General features: G+C 59.2%; 17 protein-coding genes and 1 pseudogene. 1 reads left to right on the top strand and 17 read right to left on the bottom strand.

The annotated features are described in order from the left end of the window. Window positions 1–24 precede the first annotated feature (24 nt). From FHP91_RS11805 to FHP91_RS11880, 16 genes and pseudogenes are all read right to left on the bottom strand, one after another. A complete protein-coding gene (locus FHP91_RS11805) occupies window positions 25–909 on the bottom strand; it encodes an NYN domain-containing protein (RefSeq protein ID WP_144309803.1) in 885 nt (294 codons plus the stop codon). A gap of 275 nt (window positions 910–1,184) precedes the next feature. After that, window positions 1,185–2,006 (bottom strand): phosphoadenosine phosphosulfate reductase domain-containing protein, encoded by an 822-nt coding sequence (locus FHP91_RS11810; RefSeq protein ID WP_222105184.1) that lies wholly within the window; start codon window positions 2,004–2,006, stop codon window positions 1,185–1,187. Window positions 2,007–2,752: 746 nt separating this feature from the next. Continuing rightward, on the bottom strand, window positions 2,753–4,498 hold the full coding sequence (gene tnpC, locus FHP91_RS11815; RefSeq protein ID WP_144309805.1) for an IS66 family transposase: 1,746 nt from the start codon (window positions 4,496–4,498) through the stop codon (window positions 2,753–2,755). A 22-nt stretch (window positions 4,499–4,520) separates the two neighbouring features. Beyond that, complete coding sequence (gene tnpB, locus FHP91_RS11820) at window positions 4,521–4,880, bottom strand: IS66 family insertion sequence element accessory protein TnpB (protein ID WP_144309806.1); 360 nt, start codon at window positions 4,878–4,880, stop codon at window positions 4,521–4,523. Beyond that, window positions 4,880–5,197 (bottom strand): IS66 family insertion sequence element accessory protein TnpA, encoded by a 318-nt coding sequence (gene tnpA, locus FHP91_RS11825; RefSeq protein ID WP_144309807.1) that lies wholly within the window; start codon window positions 5,195–5,197, stop codon window positions 4,880–4,882. Before tnpA ends, tnpB begins: the two co-directional genes overlap by 1 nt. A 50-nt stretch (window positions 5,198–5,247) precedes the next feature. Continuing rightward, window positions 5,248–6,386: pseudogene (locus FHP91_RS11830) on the bottom strand (IS110 family transposase). A gap of 204 nt (window positions 6,387–6,590) precedes the next feature. Further along, window positions 6,591–7,028, bottom strand: coding sequence for a CZB domain-containing protein (locus FHP91_RS11835; protein ID WP_144309808.1), 438 nt, complete (start codon window positions 7,026–7,028; stop codon window positions 6,591–6,593). 184 nt (window positions 7,029–7,212) lie between these two features. After that, a complete protein-coding gene (moaA, locus tag FHP91_RS11840; protein ID WP_144309809.1) occupies window positions 7,213–8,184 on the bottom strand; it encodes a GTP 3',8-cyclase MoaA in 972 nt (323 codons plus the stop codon). A gap of 31 nt (window positions 8,185–8,215) precedes the next feature. Next, on the bottom strand, window positions 8,216–9,100 hold the full coding sequence (locus FHP91_RS11845; RefSeq protein WP_186301530.1) for an ethylbenzene dehydrogenase-related protein: 885 nt from the start codon (window positions 9,098–9,100) through the stop codon (window positions 8,216–8,218). Between the two features lie 49 nt (window positions 9,101–9,149). Beyond that, entirely contained in the window at window positions 9,150–9,692 is a 543-nt protein-coding gene (locus FHP91_RS11850; RefSeq protein ID WP_144309850.1) for a NapC/NirT family cytochrome c, read from the bottom strand. 184 nt (window positions 9,693–9,876) lie between these two features. Next, on the bottom strand, window positions 9,877–10,716 hold the full coding sequence (locus FHP91_RS11855; RefSeq protein ID WP_144309811.1) for a chlorite dismutase family protein: 840 nt from the start codon (window positions 10,714–10,716) through the stop codon (window positions 9,877–9,879). A gap of 78 nt (window positions 10,717–10,794) precedes the next feature. Continuing rightward, complete coding sequence (locus FHP91_RS11860) at window positions 10,795–11,469, bottom strand: molecular chaperone TorD family protein (RefSeq protein ID WP_144309812.1); 675 nt, start codon at window positions 11,467–11,469, stop codon at window positions 10,795–10,797. Window positions 11,470–11,530: 61 nt separating this feature from the next. Continuing rightward, a complete protein-coding gene (locus FHP91_RS11865; protein WP_144309813.1) occupies window positions 11,531–12,241 on the bottom strand; it encodes a cytochrome c family protein in 711 nt (236 codons plus the stop codon). Window positions 12,242–12,303: 62 nt separating this feature from the next. Then, window positions 12,304–13,305, bottom strand: a complete 1,002-nt coding sequence (locus tag FHP91_RS11870; protein WP_144309814.1) for a 4Fe-4S dicluster domain-containing protein — start codon at window positions 13,303–13,305, stop codon at window positions 12,304–12,306. A 30-nt stretch (window positions 13,306–13,335) separates the two neighbouring features. Next, window positions 13,336–16,125: a molybdopterin-dependent oxidoreductase gene (locus FHP91_RS11875; protein WP_144309815.1), complete on the bottom strand. Its 2,790-nt coding sequence runs from the start codon at window positions 16,123–16,125 to the stop codon at window positions 13,336–13,338. Window positions 16,126–16,500: 375 nt separating this feature from the next. Further along, complete coding sequence (locus tag FHP91_RS11880; protein WP_144309816.1) at window positions 16,501–17,877, bottom strand: sigma-54-dependent transcriptional regulator; 1,377 nt, start codon at window positions 17,875–17,877, stop codon at window positions 16,501–16,503. A gap of 103 nt (window positions 17,878–17,980) precedes the next feature. Here FHP91_RS11880 and FHP91_RS11885 point away from each other — a divergent pair, with 103 nt between their 5' ends. Continuing rightward, complete coding sequence (locus tag FHP91_RS11885) at window positions 17,981–19,885, top strand: sensor histidine kinase (protein ID WP_186301531.1); 1,905 nt, start codon at window positions 17,981–17,983, stop codon at window positions 19,883–19,885. A gap of 21 nt (window positions 19,886–19,906) precedes the next feature. On the opposite strand, the gene FHP91_RS11890 is transcribed toward FHP91_RS11885, so the two are convergent. After that, a complete protein-coding gene (locus FHP91_RS11890) occupies window positions 19,907–22,216 on the bottom strand; it encodes a PAS domain S-box protein (protein WP_144309818.1) in 2,310 nt (769 codons plus the stop codon). Between the last annotated feature and the right edge of the window lie 99 nt (window positions 22,217–22,315).

Consider the following 22,315-nt stretch of genomic DNA (forward strand, 5'->3'; position numbering starts at 1 on the left):
AGCCTATCGCATTTAGCCGTCCCTTCAAGCAGAGGGAGCCGCAGCCTGCAGAAGTGCCCCGCGCTCGCGCACCCGATGGACGAAAAAGCCCCGGGCCTCTCGTTTTTGTTCGCCAGTCAGTTGCTCTCCCAGAAGGGCGCGGATTCGTGCAATCAGCTTCCCGTCGAAGTCCGAAGGGACCGAACTGGAGGTGGAAAAATGCTGCACCAGATCGGGAATCTGCGCGGGATCGGCATCGATCAACTCTTCTATGACGCGCTTGGCCGCATCTTTGAATGACAGCGTGGTCGCCTCCGGCTCATCGACGGGTGCTTTGGCCATTGCTTCCGGCCTGGGCTCGATGGTGGGCGCCTCGGGTTGCGGGCGGCTGGTATTGGCCAAGGTCGCCTTGAACCACTCGCCGTCCAGTTCCGACACCGAATCTGCGGCCATTTGCAGTGAGTGGCTGACGTTACGACGGGCTTCACCTGCGGCCAGAATGTGGATTCGAACGCCGTAGGATTGTGCCAGTTCGACCGCGATGCGCAGGTCTTCATCACCAGAGACCAAAATTGCGTCGGTGATTGCCCCGTTGCGCGCCAACTCGATCAGGTCGGTCACGATCAGAGAATCGACCCCTTTTTGCTCTCCGTTGTTGTTGAGAACACCAAGGCGCAATTTCACACCGGGGAGGATCGCGAGCTGGCTTTGCTCGAGCGAAAGACGAGGGCCCGGCATGGCGTCGTACCAGTACACCCGAAGCAATGGGATACCGTCCGCTGATACCTGGGCCTGTGTGGTCAGTTTGGAAATCATCTCGGCTGGGGCTTGGATCGACAGGCAATGGCGCGGGACCGTAGCGCCAAAGGCCGCCTGAGAACCGGCGGCGAAGAAGTAGCCTGCATCCACGAAAATCGCGAAACGATCCATTCTGACTCCAGAAAAGAAAAAAGCCCCTTTCGGGGCTTTTGGTAGGCTGGCTGACCAAAGTAACGTAGTGGCCCGACCAGCAACACGCCAATTATATTGATCATTGGCTGTCGAGTAAACCTTTGGTTTGCTCTCCTGCCGCCTGATGTGTCCAGACGTTCAGCCCAGCCGAGCGTGCCTAGTAGGCGTGCTCTCCTTGCCCTTGTTGAATAGATTGTAGCGTGAGCCTCGCCGGATGTCTTGAGCTTCATCATGAACGAGCAAACGGATCGTATTCAGGTCGACCCGCACAGTTCCGCGCCGAACGCGCCGGCCGGCATCTTCCAGGCGCCTGAGGTGAGCACCGGCAGTGTGTAGTCATGGCAGGAGGCCTGCAGCAGCGCCTCCGCGTCGTGGATCTCGAACGGACTGGCTCGGGCGGCTTGCTCCAGCACATCGATGCGCGCGCGGCTGATGGTCGTGGCGAACTCCCGCTCGTAGTCGGCAATGCGCTGCACGCGCTCCGGGAAGTAATGAGCCAACGTGGCCCAGACTCGCGGGCTGTTGTAGATGCAGGTCATGCACGAGGAGCGTCCCCAGCCGAGCCGGTAGGGCACGGGGGCCGCGATCCGGTGACGGCGAAGTGCATCCCATACCTGATCCTCGCTCCAGTTCAGGACCGGACGCCAAGCATCCACATGGCGGGCCTTGCGTCCTTGGCGCCGGTCACAGGCGTGTGGTTCGAGCTGGTTGTAGCGCGCCCGGTTGGCGCTCTCCTCGCGCCGCTCGCCGGTGATGAACAGGACACGCTGGCCGTCGAAGCGCGCCTGGTTGTTGAGCGCGCGCCGGCCCACGTCGATCTTGAGCGCCGAGCTGCACCAGCGCGTCTGCAAGCTGGCTGCCTGCTGGGGGAATCGCCGCCGGGTGCCCGGCTGCGATCGCGCAGTGTCTCGCTCGAGGCGAACGAGCCCGTCAGGTGTCTCGATCATGTGCGCCCGGCTGTAGCTGTTCTGCTTGAGCATCTCGCCTTCGAAGCCGCCGTCCAGCCAGGAAAAGTGGGGCTTCGGATTTTCCGGTGTACGACATATTATTGCTGTACCGCGCAATTGCGTTGTCATGCGAAATTCGTTGATACTGTAAGTCCGAGTCCGGCCATCAAAAGACATTCGCGGGCAAGAACTGTCGGGCCGCTAAAGACTGATTGCTGTCGTTCAGGTTTCGGGGCCGGCTGAGCTGTCTCGACTTGGACCTGCCGGTCTAGCATTTTTGAAGCGGCCGTTCGCAGCAACAACCGACCCGGCGGAAGCTGCCTCTAAGGGACTTCCTGTCAACCCTGCCTGGTCTTAAGTCCGGCCGTTAGGCCGGTTCGTTTTCGTTGATCAAGACGTATTGAGGTACATGGTCGTTCTCGGTTTGTTTCTGGATCGCGCTGCTGGCAGTAGTGTTGTGCTGGACAGGAACAGAGCAGACTGTCATCCCTCTAACCGGCCTTGTTCAGCGCACGCATGCGCTGGGCCATGCAATAAACCGCTCCGGTGGGCCTTAGTCGTTCGTCGTCACGACCCGGGCTCGGAGGATCAATCTTCACCCGTGAATGGTCGGCGCAGGCAGCTTCCCAGGCTCTCCACCGGCCGGTCTGACCTGTGGTGTCTTGCACTGCACTCATGCAGTCGTTCGCGCTCCGTTTCAAAAATTGATGATTGGGTTTCGTTGTTCGGTGATTAATGCCCTGCCGCAGGTCCAGGGGCGCGCTCGCCAAAGCGCGCCTCACACGCTGGCGGCGGCGAGCGCGGCGGTGGATAAGTCGTCATTACTGGCCTTCTGAATAGTAAGCGCTCCATGAATCCCATCTTCCCCGAGCCCGCTACGCCGTGATCAACTGCTCAGCCTTGAGATTCCAAGGCAGGAGGGCCTCGAAGTGTTCGACGGTGGTCGCGGTGGGCAAGGCGCGCAGCACGTGGCGCAGCCACAGATACGGCTCGAAGCCGTTGGCTTTGGCGGTTTCGACCAGCGAGTAGAGCAGCGCGCTGGCACGCGCCCCGGCTTGGGTGTCCGAGAAGAGCCATGCCTTTCTCCCGACGACGAAGGGCCGGATGGCGTTTTCGGCTGGGTTGTTGTCGATCGGCAGATCGCCGCGCTCGAGGTAGCGCGTCAGACGCGGCCACTGCCGATGCAGGTAGCCCAGCGCACCACCGAGCACCGAGGTGGGCGGCACGGTGGGGAGCACATGGTCGAGCCAGCGGCGCAACTCATCGATGACGGCGCGGCTGCGGGTCTGGCGTAGCGCCAGGCGCTCAGCGTCGCTCTTCTCGCGCGCCTCCTTCTCGATGGCGTAGAGCTTGCCGATGAGTGCCAGCGCTTCGTGGGCGCGGCCACGCTTGCCGGCGGGCAGCACCTTGCTGGCATCGACGAAGCGGCGGCGTGCATGGACCCAACAACCGAGCCGGGTCACCCCTTCGGTGAAGGCAATTGCGCCGTAGCTCTCGAGCCCATCGGCGATCAGATGCCCCTTCCAGCCTTCGAGCAGGCGCAAAGGCACCGCCTGCGCGCGGCTCGGATCGTACTCGAAGAGGATCACCGGCTTGCCCGGCGGGCCACCGCGCTGCACCCACATCTGGCTCTTGTTCGTGGCCGCCCGACCGGGCTCCTTGAGCACCTGGACCGGGGTCTCGTCCATGTGGATGACGTCGTGCCCGAGCAGCACATCGCGCATCAGGTTCGCGATCGGCTGCAGCGCTTGCGCGGTGCCGATCACCCAGCGCGCCAGGGTCTGGCGCGGCACGAGCACGCCTGCGCGGGCGAGCACGTACTCGAAGCGCGCCAGCGGCAGCCCATCGACGTACTTGGTGACGAGCAGCATCGCCAAGAGGTCGTTGCTGGCGTTGCTCTTGGGCAGCACCTGCGCCGGGGCGGGGGCGGTGACCGGCGCCTGGTCGCCCTGGGGACAGCCGTAGCGCTTGCGGATATGGCGCAGCACGCGCACCTGCATCGGCACGATGTCGAGCTGTTCGCTCACGTCCTGGCCGATCTCGACCATGGGCGTGCCGCAGCCGCAGGTGCGCTCAGCCTCGGGGACGTCGTGGACAACGTCGATGCGCGGCAACTCGACTGGCAAGGGCTTGCGCTTGCCGCGCGCCTTCTTCTTGCCGGTGTCGGCGGGCGTCTCCCCCGGCGTCTCGGTGGCGGGCGGCGGCAAGGTCGCGGTGCCGTCCGCCTCGGGCGCGGATTCGGCCAGCGCCTCGGCCTCGTCGAAGAGCCATCCCTGGCCCGCGTGCGATTCGCTGCTGGGGCCGAACATGCGTCGACGCGCCAGGCGAAGCTGCTCGTAGAGCTCGAGGATGCGTGCCTCGAAGGCTTTCTGGAGTTCCGCCTCCCGCGCATCGAAGGCTCTTTGGCGTTCAGCCTCACGGGCATCGAAGACTTTCTGGAGTGCGGCCTCACGGGCATCGAAGGCTGCCTGCCGTTCGGCTTCACGCGCCTCGAAGGCACGCTGCTGTTCCAGCAGCAACGCTTTGAGTACCGCCGCGTCGTCGGGCAACTGCTCAGAGAGGACGGACGCGCACACGCCGCTGGCGAGATTCGCGAAGGGGGCGGCGGCACATTGTGGCATGCCGGAATTATACCCGATCACGCTACGTAACCGATTGGTATTGCAGCGTTTTATGCGGCTTTGCCGCCCACAGGTCGAAGCCCTCGAGCAGCCATTCGAGCTCTTTCATCGTCAGTACGCAGGTGAGCTCGCCGGCCTCGGTCGAAGGCCAGGCGAAACGCTCGGCTTCCAGGCGCTTGTACCAGAGGCAGAAGCCGTTGCGGTGCCAGTACAGCGCCTTGAGCTTGTCGCGGCGGCGGTTGATGAACAGGTACAGCGCGTCGCCGAACGGGTTCAGCCCCAATTCCTGCTCGACCAGCGCCGACAGCCCGCCGATGGACTTGCGGAAGTCAATCGCCGGCCGGTACAGATACACCGCACCGATCGAATGCCCCGGGTGCATCAGCGCCCTCGCTCGGAGAGCGCCGCCGACAGCGCGGCCAGCCAGTCGACGCCCGGCAGCGTCGCGAACTCGAGCCGCAACTGCGCGTCGATCACCACCGTGCAGCCCGCGCGGGGCGTCATCGAGGGTTCGATCTGGATCGGGACGAATCCGCCAAGCTTGGCGCGGCTACGACGGCCATCGGCTACCAGGCGCTTGCGCCACTGATAGAGCGCCTGCGGCGACAGCCCTTCGCGCTCGGCGTAAGCCTTCGTGGTGATGCCCTCGGCCTCGATCGCCGACAGGTGCGACAACCAGAACTTGCTGCGCTCCGACATGCTCGTGCTCCCTGAGAAACGGAACTCGAAGCATGCGGGCTCAACTGGGGCTACGTAAGGATGGGGTTCGTGGAGCGCTTACTCTGAATATCACCTGGGCGGACAGTCGCGTGGGCCGCTTCCCAGTCCTTGTAGGCATCGGCGTTGTAAGCCTCCCCACGGCTAATCATGGCCCACACCTGTCGCGCATGTTTGTTGGCGATAGCGACGGCCGCCTTGTGATAGCCAACCCGGTCATTGAGCTTGACCATCCATAGCTGGAGTCGGTTCAGCGTATCGGGCTTGTTCTTGTACAGGCGCAGCGTGGCTTGCAGAACACAGCGTGCCCCCTGAACCAGAAGACAACGCAGATAGGCATCGCCGCGCCGGGTGATGGCCCCCAAATGCGTTTTGCCACCGCTCCCGTGTTGGCGCGGGGTGATGCCGAGGCTCGCGGCAAACTGACGACCGTTCTTGAACTGACGCGCATCGCCGACCGTGGCAATGATGGCATCGGCAGTGAGCGGTCCAATTCCCGGCCGGCTGCGCAGGCGAGCTACCGCGGGATCACTCTTGCTTTGCTGAGCAATTTGTCGTTCACATTCAGCAAGACGTTGGTCCAGTACGCCGACTTGTTGACGGACGCTTTGTGCCATCAACTGGATGCTTTCCGGATAGGCGGTGTCACTTTCCAATTCGGCCAATTTACGCCGGATCTTGGCCGCACCGAGTTCCACGACGATGCCAAACTCCGAGAGCAATCCACGGATCCGGTTGAACAACGCGGTTCTCTCCGCCTTCCACCCTTCACGCAGGCGGTGCCAGGCTAAGCGTTGCTGTTGTTCTTCTGTCTTGAGGGTGACAAAGCGCATTCCTGGGGCGTGCAATGCCGTGAGTACCGCTTCGGCATCACGCGTATCGTTCTTGATACGTTGGTTTTTTCGGTATGGTCGAACGAATTCGGCGGCAATGAGCCTGGGTTCGAGACCGAGTGCGTGCATCGTACGACCCCAACTATGGGCAGAACTGCAGGCTTCCATCGCCACGACCGTGCCCGTTGGCAAGGTGCGCAACCACGCAAGGTGCGCAACCACTTCAAAAACTCGCCGCTTTTCAGTATCGATGATCGGCTGCCATGGCCACGGCTATCTCCCTCACAAATGGCAAAAATGGATTTCGCCAAGTCAATTCCAACTGTCGTAGTATTCATTTGGACTTCCCCTTTCTGCACTTCAGATTGATTGAAAGAAATTCAATCTTGGCACATCGATGCCGGATGGCTTATGCCACCAGCGGAATGTGGGAAGTCCTCTTTATAGTCGTTCATTACACCAAGGCGCTATGGGCGCCTGAACGGCGGGCTTGAAGTCGGACCATTAAGTTAGCTAGGAGCAGGCCGGTCGGCGACCAGCCATCACCGGTCGGCCGTGCTTCTCGAGCGCGATGTTTGCAGCGCCTTCATTCTCCCGAGTAGGGCATTGCGCAGGCTGAATAGCTCACCCAGGTGCGACACTGACTCGGTGGCGCCGCCTTGTGTTCGGAGTTTGCACAGCTTATCGACCAATGTGTGCACCTGCTGGTGTAGGGTTTCGATGGCGATTAAACCGGGTTGGTCGTCGCGGTCGGTCAGACGTGCGGTTTCCAGCCAGAGGCCAAATCGGCAATTGTGGGGATCCTGCGGTGGCGGGGCTACGCGTTCGCCCTTGATGTAGTGTTCTGCAGCCCCGATCCATGCTGGGAGCTCTACAGCTGCACGTAACAGCAGAAGCCAGGCGGCGCGCCAGACGTGCAATCGGGTGCGTAGCGTTCTCACCCATTCGGTGAGCCTTGTCGAAGACGACAACTTCAGCATTCATACGTTATCCATGCAAGAGATAAGCGGCCAACTGCGGTTTCTAGGTCCATGGGCAGTCTCATTTAAGCTTCGTACGAAGCGTCATTTGGCGTAACCCCAATTATATCAAATGGTTAAATGAGATTCGCCCATTCTTATGCAAAATTCGGGCTAAACCAGTACAGCAAAAAAATGTACTTCTTTATCCGCCCGTGGAGGACATGAACCGGACAACCCGCTCCGGACGCTCCCGGAATTCGTGTCGGGCTGGCTTGACCTGCAGCGTGGCCCGAAAACGCGCCGCGATCTGTTCGTCGTCGCAGCCGGAGCGCAACAGCTCGCGGAAATCCACCGTATCCTCCTGGCCGAGACAAAGGTAGAGCATGCCTTCGACGCTCAAACGGACCCGATTGCAGGTCTCGCAAAAGTGTTGGGAAATGGGGGTGATGAAGCCTAGCCGATGGCGGCCATCGGGCGACACCAGGTAACGCGCCGGACCGCCGCCCGGCACCATCCCGTCGACGAGGCCGAAGCGGGAGCGCAAGCGCTCCCGAACGGGGCGCAGGTCCACGTAGCCCGCGCGCCTGCCTGTATCGCCAACAGGCATCATTTCAATGAACCTCAAGACGAATCCCTGGGCGCCGCAGTACTCGACCATGGCGTCAATGTCCGCATCGGACACCTCCGGCAGGACTACCATGTTGATCTTGATGACCTGGAAGCTCTGTGCCCGCGCCGCTTCCAGTCCCGCGAGGATTTGGGGCAGAACGTCGCGGCCGGTGATCTTGTGCACGCGTTCAGGATCGAGGGAGTCGAGGCTCACGTTCAACCGCGTGACGCCGGCGGCCCGAAGCGCGGCCGCATGTTGCTTGAGTCGCGTCCCATTGGTCGACAAGGAGAGGTCCTCCACGCCCGGCAGCCGGGCCAGCCGCTGTGCAAGTTCAGGGACGTTGCGCCGCAGCAGGGGTTCGCCGCCAGTCATTCGGATGCGCTTCACACCCAGGCCCGCGAGCACCGCCACGAGACGTTCAATTTCGTCGAAGGTAAGCCAGTTTCCGGGTTCCTCGTAACCCTTGAACCCGGGCGGCATGCAGTAGGAGCAACGCAGGTCGCAACGGTCCGTCACCGATAAACGAAGGTATTCGACACGACGCCCCAATCCATCTTCCAACATTTTTACCTCCCTTACCACCCCGTCCGGCACCTCAGAACTTCATCGCAGTGAGGTCGCCCTTGATATCGATCCCGAGCTTGTAGCCGAGCGAGACATGGTGATAGCGCCCGGCGGTGTTCTCGTTGTGGATCGCAAGGCCGATGTTGTATGCCTTGCCCGATTCCAGGCTCACGTCGCCCTCTCCGCCGGCGAGCTTGCGCTGGAACACGACGGTCCACGTGTCGCCGTCGAGCTTGCCTTCGGCGCTGATGCCGGCACTTTCTTCGAGGACGCGCTTGTCGGCAACGTAGCCGTTGAGGGCCTTGTTTTCGCCGCTGCGCCACTGGAAGAGGTCGTAGAACACGCCGCCGGCGAGCGAGCCGTCCTTGACATGCTTGGTCTTGTCGTCGGCGCCATCGGGCATCGTGCGTGAATCGGCATGACAACTTGCCCAGCAACCGCTCTGATCCGCGGTCGCGACCATGCCGCCATCGAGCATGAACGCGATCTTGACCGGGTTCTTGTCGTCCATCTTGGGCGAGTTTGCGGACCCCGGCTGCTTCCAGCTGAACCTCATGTAGAGGTTCTCGCCGTCATGTGCCGCCTGGATGGTGACCGGAATCGAGCCGGGTTTGCCCGGAACCGGGTTGGGCTCGAGTTTCTCGCCGGTCACGATCCTTTCGCCCATCTCTGCGGTTTCATCGGCGTGGCAGTCGGCACAGGTGTCGCCCTTAACGAAGGCGCGACCGCCACCGTGGCGCACGCTGTCGATGCGCAGCGGACCAATGATCCACTCCATCGGCGAGATCCCCGGGTAGAACACGTTGATCTCGGTCGCCTCGACCTTGCTCCAGTCGGCCGGCGGGGCCGCCAAGGCCATGCCTTGCGCAATGGAGAAGCTCAGCCCGATCGTTGCGGCAATCAGTAATTTCTTCATAGTCAAACTCCAGTCAATCCCAGAACAGCTGCGCGTGCCGCAGCGCGGATCAGTTGAGGTAATCGTCGTCTTCCATGTCTTCGGGCAATTCGTGCGCGATGCCCTGATGACACTGGATGCAGGTCATGCCCTCTTCGACGGCATTCTGGTGCTGCCGGCTCGCGCGTGTGGCCTGCTTCTCCTTGTCCATGCTCCCGAAGCTGTGACAATTGCGGCATTCCAGCGAATCGTTGGCCATCATGCGCTTCCACTCGCGTCGCGCCAGGGTAAGGCGTTTGGCTTCGAATTTCTCGGCGGTATTGATGGTTCCCGTGATCTTTCCCCACACTTCGCGCGTGGCTTGGACCTTGCGAATCATCTTCGGCACCCATTCCTGAGGAACGTGGCAATCGGAGCACACCGCGCGGACGCCGGTGCGGTTGTTGTAGTGGATGGTGTGTTGATATTCCTTGTACACGTTGTCGCGCATTTCGTGGCACGAGATGCAGAACTTCTCCGTGTTCGTCCATTCTAAGACAGTGTTGAAGCCGCCCCAGAACACGATGCCCGAGAAGAAGCCGACCACGAGCAGGGTCAGCAAGGTGTACTTAATACGCGACCGGCGCTGAGGCGAGCCGAGCCGGTCTGGTCCGCTAGAGGGGGATTCCTTGTCAGTCACTTGAATGTCCTGTTTTAGGGGGGCTCCCTCCGTTGCGCAACGAGGTCCCCGCCCGCAAGGGGCGGGGATGTCTCGGTAAATTCACCGCGGAGGGAAAGGCGACACCTAACCGAGAGCCTTACTCGGCAAGTGCCTGCACCACCTTCTCCGGTGTGTGAATCGTTCCAAGTGTGGTCGGGTCGCCCCAGCGCACATGATGCTTGTTCTCGCCGACCGAGGCGAGGGAGATCATCAGGTTTTGGAAAGCCTTCAGGTCGTCGGTCTCGAAGTAGGTGATGAAATCGATGTCGTCGATCCCTGTGGAGTGGTAAAGCTTGCGCTTGACATTGACCAGATAGGCGAGGGTAGGCGCCGTGTGCTCTTCCATGAGCGCGAGGCGCTCGTCAATGCTCATGTTCCACCAGGCGGCGTCCTTTTTGATCGGCACCGAGACCACGTAACGCGGCGCGGGGCCTGTGTAGGTAGCCGAGCTCAGACCCGAGTTCAAGCCCGGCGACATGTCCTTGGTGATGTAGTTGAGCGCCTTGGTGATGCCGACCTGGGTTTCCGCGACGTCGGAATGTCGGCCAAGGGTGGTGGCGCGGAACGCGCGCATGAACGTCTGGGCCTTGTCCAGCTCATAGGCGTGGACTCGGAAGAAGTAGTCGTACTGGGTCTTCAGGCCCCGCGTGAGGTACACGTCCACTAGTACGTTGTTCTTGTGCTCCTCGATGAGCTTGGTCAGCTCCGCGGCAGCGCCTTCGCGCTCGGCGGCCGGTGCCTTGTCCCAGTCCGGCCGCAGCTTGAACATGGTAAAAACCCCGAAGACGCCGGGCTCGGCGAGGATCTTCGCACGCTCAATCGCCGTCGGTTCCATTGGCTGCTGGGCAGCCGCAGGAATCGCGATCATTGTAATGCTTGCACCAACCAATGTAGCGATGAGGCCCAGTCGAAGGTCTGTGAATGAAATCTTGCGCATGGCTATCTCCCTTGAAAAAATCTAAAAACACTCTGAAATTTGCAACACGGTCGCAGGTACGCCCGTGTTCCGATGAAATTACGAACCTATTTCCTGCCGCACCTGCTCCAGATGAGCCGCTACGAAGCGTTCGGTCAACTCTGCCAGAGCGACGAAAAATGGCGCTGTCACTTTGGCCGCGATGTCGGCACGCATCAAGGGCGCCCAGGCTGCGAGATGGCGCTCGAGGAAATCGCGCTGCGCCAACTGATATGCTTCGGCGGAAAGCCCTTCTGTCTCTGCCTGCCACTGCTTGGCGGACAGAAAATGCATGAACTCGAGCTCGGCGGTCAGCGTGTCTTCGAGTTCATTGGCTGCGGTCTCCATCTGCAATCCAAAATTTCGATAGAACCCCTTGAGTTCCAGAAGGAGGGCCGGGCGGTTGCTTTGATAAGCATGCACTCCCTCGTTGAGCGCCGCACTGGGTGTCGGCATATTTGTTTCGAAGGAGCTGAGGAAAAGCGCTTCGAACTCCTCGTAAGAGCACGTTAAATTCAGGTCCGGCGCGATGTGCTCACGGAACTCCTCAGCCAGATCGGGGGTACAGACATCCAGCGCCAGTTGCAACTCGGCTACAAAACTTCCGTCGGAAAACTTGTTGTAACTGTCGTGATCTGGAAATCCCAGTCCGCTTGCGATCAGGGCGTATACCCGACTTCGGCATAATGATCTGTCGAACCCTTCGACTACTGCTTCATCAGCAACGCTGTTCATGACATTTCTCCATTTTTGATATGTTCAAAACCTGTGAATGAGGGCTTGGGCAAGCTCGGAACTATTCCGGTTCGGGGGCGTCCTCTTGGAGCTCTGCCCGGACGTCCGGAATCGGGTCGCCCGTAAATACGCCGCGCAGCTTAAAGTGGGTATGAACCGGATTCTTCGAACCAGTCGTCATCACCGACTTTTGGTAGTCAAACTGGTATTTAGCATCGACGGAAGGGTGAAACGGTGTGTACGGCGGCTTTGCCTCATGTTCCGTGCCCCCCTCGTAATTGAGGTGGCATCGGGCGCAGCTCTGTTCCATATCAAAGACCTGTCCGGCATCAGCCAGCGGCTTGCGTTCGCTGGTCTCAAACGTTGTCTTCAGTCGATCCTCTCCTTCGGCGTGAAGCTCGCGATAGTTTCCGCCAGCGCCATGGCAGGATTCGCAGGTGACGCCCACCACCTTCTTCATGTCATCCGGGGAAGCTCCCGGCACGAATCCCCCAGGCTCACCATAGCCGGTGACATGACAACTCACGCAGTTTTCATCCTGCGTATAGTCTTTGTCAGGGTCCAATTTGGCCTTGGTTTTTGCTTCTTTTTTTGTGCCGGATCTCAGTGAATCGAAAGCCTTAGCATGGGCGGTCGTACTCCAAGATTCCCGTTGATCGTAGTGACACTTGCCGCATGCGCTAAAACCGATGTACTCCGCTTGTTGAGCAAGTGCAGTGACGGGTGCCATTACCGCAAATAACAGGCTTATAAGAACTATTGATTTTCGCATAAATAACGATCCATCAAGTGTGTGGAAGTGAAGAGCAGCTTTGCTGCTCTTCGCGGTGCAAGTTAAGTCATCGGAGAAATCATCATGTCGGCGGATCGCCGACCGATAAGCACATCCATCAGTTCCGATTCTTGTCCTTCCATTTTCTTCATACGCTCAGCTTGCAAAATATTCATCACATCGCGTACCTGTTTGCCGAACAGTCCTTCAAGCTGTGCCAACGGGATTTTTGGATCCGCCGACATTGTTCCATCCGGCAGTTCCATTTTCGGCCCGAGCACCGGCGGTATGTAAAATACGTTGGGCTCGGTGCCAAACTCCGGGTGCAACGGCAAGGCCACCTTGTACTGCTTAACCAATTTGTACACCGAGCTATTGGTGTCGTCGATGAATCCGACATGCATGGCGCGCCCTACGCATTGGGCAACGCATGCTGGCGCAACGCCTTTTTCGATCCGCGGAAAGCAGCCGATGCATTTGTTTGCCTTATTGGTCAATGGATTGAAATACGGTTTAGCGTAGGGGCAGGACTGGACACAAGCTTGCGTGCCTTTGCACTTGTCCAGATGGATCACGACGATGCCGTCTTCTTCCCGCTTATAAATGGCCTCGTTCGGGCAAGCTTCCAGGCAGGCCGGCTTGGTGCAATGGTTGCACATGCGCGGCAGGTAGAAGTACGAGTTGTTGGGATAGTCCCCGTCGCCCTGATCCTCATCCCAATTGGGTCCTGAGCGGGGTGTTGGGCTCGGACGTACTCGCCCTTTCTCACCTTCAAAGAGACGCCCGTTATAGTCGAACTCGAACGGAATTCCATAGTCGATCATCGGCGGCAACTTTCCCACCAGGAGTTCTCCGTCCTTGTAACCGCCGCCTTTGGTTTGCCAGTTTCTGGGGTAACCGAGACCAGGCGAGGTTTCAACATTTCGCCAGTACATGTACTCCTGGCCCGGACTGGTGGTCCACAGCTTCTTGCATGCGACGGTACAGGTCTGGCAACCGATGCACTTGTTCAAGTCAGTTACGTACGTCAGTTGCCGTTTGGGCGCTTTCATCACTTCTGCCATGACATATGCTCCTATTCTGTTAATCTGTGATTATGACTCAAGCATCATGGGTGTCGCCCCGAGGTAACGCTTTACCTCCACCCGCGTGTCGCGTTGACTTCCGCCCGGTCCGTAATAGTTAGGCCGGAAAAAGAGATGTCCATAGTCGCCGACAAGGTGGGTTGGGGTGATGCGAATAGGCACAACGCTCTGCGAAGAACCCTTGATGAGATCCATGTACAACTCGGGGGTATGCCACATCGTGACCCGGCCATTCTGCTCACCCTTCTTGACCTTGACGCGGACGATCACCTTGCCGTGGTTGTTCCACACTTCAACCCAGTCGTTGTCGCTGATGCCGCGTTCCTGCGCATCAGCGGGCGACATCTCGATCGACGGGCCGCCGCGCTGCAGCCGCAGCATCAAGATGTTGTCCTTCCACGTCGAGTGAATCGAGTGGCGGCTATGTGGCGAATTGAATCTGAGTGGGAATCTGTCGGCATCTATCGGCGCCTTATAGGTCGGCAGCTCGACCCCTAGATCAAAGAAGGTGTCATGATCCAAATAGAACTGTTGTCGTCCGGTCAGTGTCGGCCATGGTTTTTTGTCGTCGATGTGGTTCTTAAACGGCGTGTAAGGCACGCCCTCTTCCATGGGTGAAGTCCAGTTCGACTTGAAGCGCTGTGGTTTTTCACGCAGCATGTCGAGGGTAATTCCTTTGGATTGGGGCGCGCTGTCCAGGAGATACTGGGCTGCTGCCTCGTCCTGCTCTAGCTTCCCATCCATGGTCATCTGGTTCCACAGATTGGAAAGATCGCGCACCCACTTGAACTTCTCATCATTGAATCTTTCGTAGTTTTTGCGCTTCGCCGCCATCTCTACGCGTTTGGCAAGAGCAAGGAAAATCTGCCAATCGGTCTTCGATTCCCACATCGGCTTGATGGCCGGCTCAGTCATGTTGATATAGGTATGCTCTCCAGTTACGTTCAGGTCCAACTTTTCATACCAGTGTGCCGATGGAAGCACAACGTCGGAGTACAACGCGGTCGAATCCATTCGGATATTCGTGTTTACGATCAACTCCAGCTTCGGCCAGAGGTTTCGCAGCACGTGCTCCTGACCTTTGGCTTGATTCAGGAAGTTGCCGCGATATACAAAGAAGACCTTCGGATCACGGTAATTTTCGGGAAGATTGGGCATCTGGCCCGTATTAAATGCATGGAGAAGGTATTTTTTTGTATCAATGCCTTCGTTGACCATCTCATCATTGATTTCGCCATGGAGGTAGGTCCAGATGGTGGTCTGACAGAATCGTTGCTTACCCGGCCCCTCCGGGAAGGACAATGCCACGACACCCGGCACGAAGACCGGTTTCCACTGGCCAATGTAGTGATTCATGCCCCCGCCATTTTTCCCCTCGTTGTTGGTCAGCGCTGCGAGCAAGTGCATGCAGCGCAACAGTACGTCACTGTAGTACCAATGCTGAGTGCCGCCGCCGCAGATAATCATCGCCGGCTTGGCGGTGGCGTATTCCCGTGCCAGTTCGACGATGGCAGCGGCAGGTACGCCGGTGCTTTTTGCCATCTGCTCGGGGCTATTGTCCGCCATGACGCGCGATTTGAGAATTTCGAATACCGGCCGGACTTCGACGGTTTTGCCATCGAGCAGTTGGATATTGAACTTGCCTTCGAGAGCAGGATCCAGATCGCCCAGTGCGATGTAACCTTTGGGAAAGGTCTGGGTATTTCGTCCCATGAACCCAATGGGCCGCGCCTTCTCTTCCGGCTCATCGCCCCAGCATCCCTTCGCAATCACTGCCTTGCCTGTTTTACTGTCCCACACGTAGAACTTGTCTTTCGATCCATCGGCAACGACATCCACTTCACGCAAGAAACGCTTGTTGTCGGCACGTACCAGATAGGGAAGATCGGTCTGCTCTTTCAGGCCATGCGCGTCATAGAGGTTTTCCTTGATGATAGTGTGCACCATCCCCATGGCGAGCGCACTGTCAGTGCCAGACTTTGGATGAATCCATTTGTCGGCCTTGATTCCAGAGGTGTTGTACTCCGGAGCAATGCTGACGACCTTCGCACCGTTCAATTGCGCTTCGGAAAGGAAGTGAGCGTCCGGAATGCGTGTCTGAGCCGGATTCGAGCCCCACAGGATAACGTATTTCGAATTGAACCAATCAGCGGTCTCGCACGTGTCGCCCTGATAACCGGAGGTCTGGGTCTGCCCGGTGGGGTGATCACCATACCAGTCGAAAAAGGTGTGGGCGTGGGCGCCGATGTAGTGCGCGAAGCGATGTCCGGCCGCAAACGACACCGGAGACACTGCTGGCACCGGTGAGTACACGCTGATGCAATCCGGCGCATGATTTCTAATCGTATCGATAACCTTGTCCGCGATCAGGTCCAGGGCCTCATCCCAGCTGGCACGCCGCCACTTGCCTTCGCCGCGCTCACCGACACGGATTAACGGGTACTTGATCCGATGCGGGCCATACATGTAGTCGTGGCCGCACTCACCCTTGTTGCAGCCACGCGGGTTGTACTCTGGTATGTTTGGCATCGGCAGTATGTCTTTCGACTGCTCTTCGCGCATGACCACGCCATCTCTCGTATAGACGAAATGAGGGCATGCCCCGGTACAGTTGACGAGATGCGCGCCGCGCGTCTTTTTGTCCCAGCTCCATTCCGCCCGGTGGTAGTTCTCCCACCCCGAGTATTCGAACTTACCGCTGAGATCCATGGTGGCAGCGAGCGTCCTGAAACTAAGAGTACTGCTCAAAAAAGTTGCGCTGGCGGCCGCTAAAAAGCGTCTGCGAGTCATCTGAACCATTGCTATTCTCCCTACTTGCTGTTTGACCGGATGTACCGCGGCATTTGAAGCACTATTCCTGAACGGGTTGTGCGCTTCGCTAGTGCTTCTACAGAGCATCAAACGTGCCAACTTGGAATATTCTGGTAATGCCCAGGCAAAGCCCACTTTTTGTACAGGGTCTTAGTCGCCCGGTTCGATTAATCACCTCAGAGAATTTAACGTTTCGTTAAATCGGGCGAAAATAAGTGAACGTTTCGATAAATTGAATAAGTCCGGTTACGAGATTTGGTGTACCGATGGCAGTGCAGTGCGCCATGAAGGCGCTGGGAGGATTCCAGAGAGTTCTTTCTCAACGATTCGTTAAATAACTTTGGATCGAATTAAATTTTTCGTTCAATCTTTCTCTCTGTCATCTGCGGCAGTTAGATCGAATTCCCTAATTTTGCGCTCCAGCCTTGGCCGGGAAATACCCAGAATTTGGCACGCCTTACCCTTGTGCCATCGTGTGGTGTTTAGAACGCGAACGATATAGTCACGTTCCAGAATACGTAACGAAACGAATGCCTCCCTTGAGGTCCCTTGTGGCGGTTCGACAACTCCTCGTGAATGGCAATTGATTTCAGGAAGTAGGTGCTCAGTCGTCAAGGTGTCACCCTGCTCCATCACAACGGCCTTCAACAGGACGTTTTCCAGTTGTCGGACGTTTCCGGGCCAGGAGTAGGCTTGGAGGCAGGTCATGGCCTCGCTAGAAACGCGCCGGATGCTCTTCTGCAGATCCCGATTAGCCTTCTTCAACAGGAATTCGACCAGGAGCGGGATGTCGTTGCGACGTTCCCGCAGGGGGGGCAGATGGATGACCGCCACGTTCAGCCGGTAATACAAATCCTCGCGAAAGCCGCCGGACGCCACCCGGTCCTCTAACTTCGCATTCGTCGCTGCGACGAAACGGGCCTTGCTCTTCATGATCTGCGTGCTCCCCACGGGGCTGTACTCGCGCTCTTCCAGGATGCGCAGCAGCTTGCCCTGCATGGCTGGGGAGAGTTCTGCAATCTCGTCGAGAAACAGGGTTCCCTCGCCCGCCTGCTCGATCTTTCCCTTGTGGGCGCTCACCGCGCCGGTAAAGGCGCCCCGTTCGTGGCCGAACAACTCGCTCTCCAGTAGGCTTTCAACGAGGGCAGCGCAGTTGACCGCAATGTAGGGCGACTGCCTCTCGTCACTGGCGTCGTGGACTGCTCGCGCGACGAGTTCCTTACCCGTTCCCGATTCCCCCAGAATCATGACCGTGACGCGGCTCTGGGCGACCAATGCAATGCTCTTGAACACCTCCTTCATGGCGAAGGACTGGCCGACAATCTTGGAGCACGAAGCAACCTGTGGGCCGAGTACCAAAGCGGCACCGTCGGCGTCGCTTTTCCGGGGCACGGCCCGTTTGACGGCGGCGTCTAACTCGTCGAGATCGATCGGCTTGGGTACGTAGTCGGTCGCCCCCGCTTGCATGGCCACCACAGTCATCTCCAGATCGTGGAAAGCCGTAATCATGATCACAGGGCATTGCGGGCGGCGCTGTTTAATCTCCCGCAACAGCCACAGGCCGTCCTTCCCCGGCAGTCGGATGTCGGAGACGATGGCATCAATATTGCTGGCGAAGGCAAGAGCGGCACCTTCTTCCGCCGTGCCCGCCGAGGACACCTTGAAACCATGCTGCTGAAAATACACCTTGAGCGTCTGGCGTATCGCCTCGTCGTCGTCGACGATGAGAATATGTGTCATCCTACGTACTCCTGGGAGTTGCGGGGCTGCGCGCCCGAATTGTTCGTCTTGCGACCAGCATTATCCATGCCAGCAACCGCGCACGGGGCGCCGCCACGCAGCTATGAAACTTGCTAACCGAATTCTGGCGATAACGTTCCTGATCTCGACCACCGCGATCGTTGGGATTGCCGGTCTGACGCTTGCCGTATCGAACGGGGCGCTGCATGATCTCCTGCGCAAGAGCTTAAGCGACACCGTCGGCCGGGAGGCGCGCGTCGTGCAAAACAGTGTCGATATGGTCAAAAGCGATTTGGTCGTGCTGGCGGAAGTGGCCGCTTCTGGAATCCTAGACGACCATTCTGATCCGAGCGCCGGCAGCCTGCAAATGCTCACGGATCATTTGAACGCCCTGATGCGTAAGCGCCCCGCCTATGCGCAAGCCCAGCTAATACTGGGCGGAGCGACCGGCCAGCGCATGGTACTCAGTACCCGGTCGGAAGACGCCGGCCAGACTACGGTCGGTGCGCCGACCGGAGGTCTCCGCTATGAGGCAGTGCTGCGGGAAAAGCAGGGCCTGCGGCCGTGGAGTGCCCAGTTCGGGGCCGCGCCGCGAACCTCGAAGGGCAAGGAGGCGGCGGAGGGAAGGGACGTCCTTTACTTCAGCGCCCCTGTGGTAGCACGGGGCGGCGCGACGGTGGGTGCCGTTGCCATAGCGGCGGATTTCGACCTGATGGTGCGTGAACTCGGTTGGACGAGTGAGGATGTGGTCTACTCTGTGGGTGACCAAACGGGCCGGTATCTCTATCGCTCCCGCCCGCCGCCCGCTGCGAGCGACGGCGCCAAAGGGAACATGCTTGACGACTTCCCCTTGCGTAACGGCTGGGGTAAATGGCTGGCTCAGGGCGAGCCCCACCTGCAGCGGGAGTTGCGGGACCCGCCGCGAGTTGTCGATCTGCGCCGGGTCGACCTTGTGGACGCGACGTCAGCGGCCCCCCCCGAGATCCTCGTCGTGGGCGGAGTGGCTTCGTTCGCGAACGTGGAAATGAAGGCGTCCATGTACCGCACCCAGCTCGCTGTCACGGTGCTGGGAATTGGGACCCTCATGGTGTTGGGGCTAACCTTCGCTACTTTCTGCTTGGTCCGGCCCATTGAAAGCCTGACTACCGTCGTTGATCGCATTGCAGCGGGTGAGCAGAACGTCATGGCGCCGACGCAACGGCGGGACGAGATCGGCATCCTGGCGCGGGCCATGATGCACATGGCCGATCAACTGCGGAGGACGGCGAAAAATTCGGAACAAGCCGCTATGGGGCGCATGGCGAGCATGATCGCTCATGACCTGCGAAATGCCCTGTCATCCGTCAAGATGAACCTGCACATCCTGCAAGCCCACCACCGGAAACAGAACGACGACTGCTTGGATGGCTGCGAAATCGCCCTGGATCAAGTGCGCTATATGGAGCACATCCTAAACGACATGCTCGCCTTCGCACGGCCGGGCACCCTGGACTTGGACTGGGTAGACTTGGGCGAGGCCATCAGCACGGCCTCGGTGTCGCTGCTGCCGGACGCCATGCGCAAGTCGATCGACGTACGCAACTGCAGCGAGCACAAACTGCCGACGGTCAGAGGCGACCGCAACAAGCTGCTCCAGCTCTTTCAGAACATCCTGGACAATGCCATTCAGGCCGCCCCGGAGGGCGGGCATATCACCATCGAGACGCGCGTCCTGCTGCACGATTCCCAGCCCGCAGTCGAAGTCAAAGTCACGGACAACGGGCCCGGAATCTCGCCCGAGATTGCCGGTGAAATGTTCGAGCCCTTTGTCACGACGCGGGCTAGGGGAACGGGGCTCGGCCTAGCCATCGTCCAGCGCATCGTGACGCAGCACCGTGGCCACGTCACGCTGAATTCTAGGCCCTCGGGTGGGGCTGTCGCTACCGTCCTCCTCCCGGTTTCGCCCAACGATGCTGAGCCGGCGGACGGCGCCAGCCTGGACCCTGGGGTGGCCTCCCAGGGTATGTAAGCGGCCTCGCAGGACGACTCCTTACATGCCGTGCTCACGCTCGGTAACGTCCTCCTTCACCACCAGGAAGTGGGTGATGTGGCCGGCTGCATCGTGGATCGGCAGAATACGCTCGTACTCCCAGAACAGCTCGCCGCTCTTCTTACGGTTGTGCAATTTTCCCGACCACTCACGCCCCGCGGTAATGGTCTCCCAGAGGTCCTGATGCACTTTGCGAGGTGTATCGGTGGATCTCAGGATGCGGGGATTCTGGCCCAAAAGCTCCTCCTTCGAATATCCGGTAACCAAGGCAAAGCGGTGGTTGACGTACTCGATATTGCCGGCGGTGTCCGTGATCATGATGGAAATGGGGCTCTGCTCAACCGCCTGGGAAAGTATGCCAAGCTGCTCCTGCAGTTTGCTGCGCTCGCGCAGGAGAGCCTCCGCTTTTTTCCGCTCGCCAATGTCACGCGATAGCGCGAGCATGCACACACGGCCGTCGATCTCAGCGCGCCGCACGGTTATTTCCACCCAAAATAGGCTACCGTCGTGGCGTCGGGCCAACCACTCCCATACGGGCGCTTCACCTTGCTGCGCGCGTGCAAACCATCTCAGGGCGTCCTGTTCGGTGTAGGGCGGGGTATTGGCACTCAGCTCGGCTATCCCTAGGTTGCGCGCCTCATCCCGGCTATATCCGTACATTTCGGTCATCTGGGCGTTGACGTCAAGTATGGCGCCCGTGCCAACGTCATGCAGGAAGATGGCATCGCTCACTCCGTCGAAGATGGCCCGGAAGCGCGCCGCGCTCGCGCGCAGTTCCCATTCCTGCTGCTTGTGCTCGGTAATGTCCCGGGCAACACCGAATATGCCGATGACTCTGCCCTGTGCGTCGTGCAGCGGCCCTCTGGTGGTAAGGAAGGTGCGGATTCCGCCGATGGTGCGCAGCGTTTCCTCCGAGGTTAACACCTGGCCGGCATTTATGACCTGACGGTCGGAATCCATGAGACGCTCCGCGTCAACCGGTTGAAAGATTGCCGTATCGTCCCTTCTGAGCACTTCCGCACGAGTCTTTGCCACTACGCGGGAGAATTCGCGATTGGCGAACAAGTAGCGGCCCGCCGCATCCTTTGCGTATATGACATCCGTGGAGCCCTCGGCGATGGCGTCCAGGAGTTCGAGTGCCTGCAGCTTTTCCGCCCGTTCGTCGTTTTGGATCTTTGAGAAGCGTAGTTCACGACGCTGGTGAATAAGTCTGATCGCGGCCGCTGCAATCACAAGGCACAAGGTCGCCGCCAAGCCGATCCAGAGGGCATCCTTCCTCGCTTGTGCATAAAGTTCATCCTTATCCAGCTTGGCAACGAGAAACCAAGCGGTCCCTTCGATGTGCCTCACCACCCCGAGGACGGGAACCGACCGGTAGTCGACGCCTTCGACCCACGTCTGGTGCTTACCCTCCAGAGCCTGCACGGCAAGCAGTTTCTTCTGGGTCATGGGCATACGCTGCTTGAGCGCCGTGTCTGAACGATGGCGCAGTTCGTTGAGGAATAGCACCTCGTCGCCTTCGCGGCGGAACAGCAGAGTTTCGGCACTCACGCTGGGAACCGGCCAAGACTGAATGAAGGGGAAGAGAAATCGATTCGGATCGACCCGCAAGGCGACGGCCAGACCCGGGCTCCCTTCGGGGGACGGCAGGGGGGCGATGAAGTCGAGATACACCTGAGACGGGTCACGCTGCATGCGGTACAGATCCGTGGAAAGCACTTGCCCCGTCTGGATAGCGCGCTGGGAGGTTTCAAGCAGGTTGGGCCCTGGGGGCGGTTCGGCTCCGCCCATGGCTGACACTACGATGTTCTTATCGTCCAGAAGTAGGACGTTCTCGTAGTCGAAGGCATCGCGGTAAGCTACCAGGCGTCCCCTCAGCTGCGCGTGCTCGACCTCGTCGCCTGACTGGCGCCAAGCCTCGTATAGCTCAAGCAGCGAGGCGTCACTGTGCACGAATTCAGCTATTTTCCGCTGTTCGCCGAGCCACGCCACAGTCTGATTTGTCTTGAGATCGGCAATAGCCTGGAGCCCTTCTAACTCCTTTCCCTTAAGATTGCCTAACGCATAAGCGATGCTAACAAGAGCGAGCAGAACGGTGACGCTGGCCACCACGACGAAGATAAGAATGAGTGCGCTCCGGCCGGAATAGGCAGTTTCCCCTGCTGGCGGGCGATTCGGTTCGCGGACGAGCCAGACCGCAGCAAGATACAGCACGAACCCTGTGGCTAGGACGAAAACAAGCCCTTTCCACATGCCGATCTGCGTATGGACCATGAAATCTGGCATTAAGTCCGGCACGAACTCCAGCATCAGTTTTTCGGAGAAAAAACGACCCACCCGACGCCCATCAGCGTACAGATGATTGCAAAGTGAACTGCAGGTCTGTCAAACTTTCACTACAGCTTATAT

It is taken from the genome of Denitromonas halophila (assembly GCF_007625155.1).
Classification (GTDB): Bacteria; Pseudomonadota; Gammaproteobacteria; order Burkholderiales; family Rhodocyclaceae; genus Nitrogeniibacter; species Nitrogeniibacter halophilus.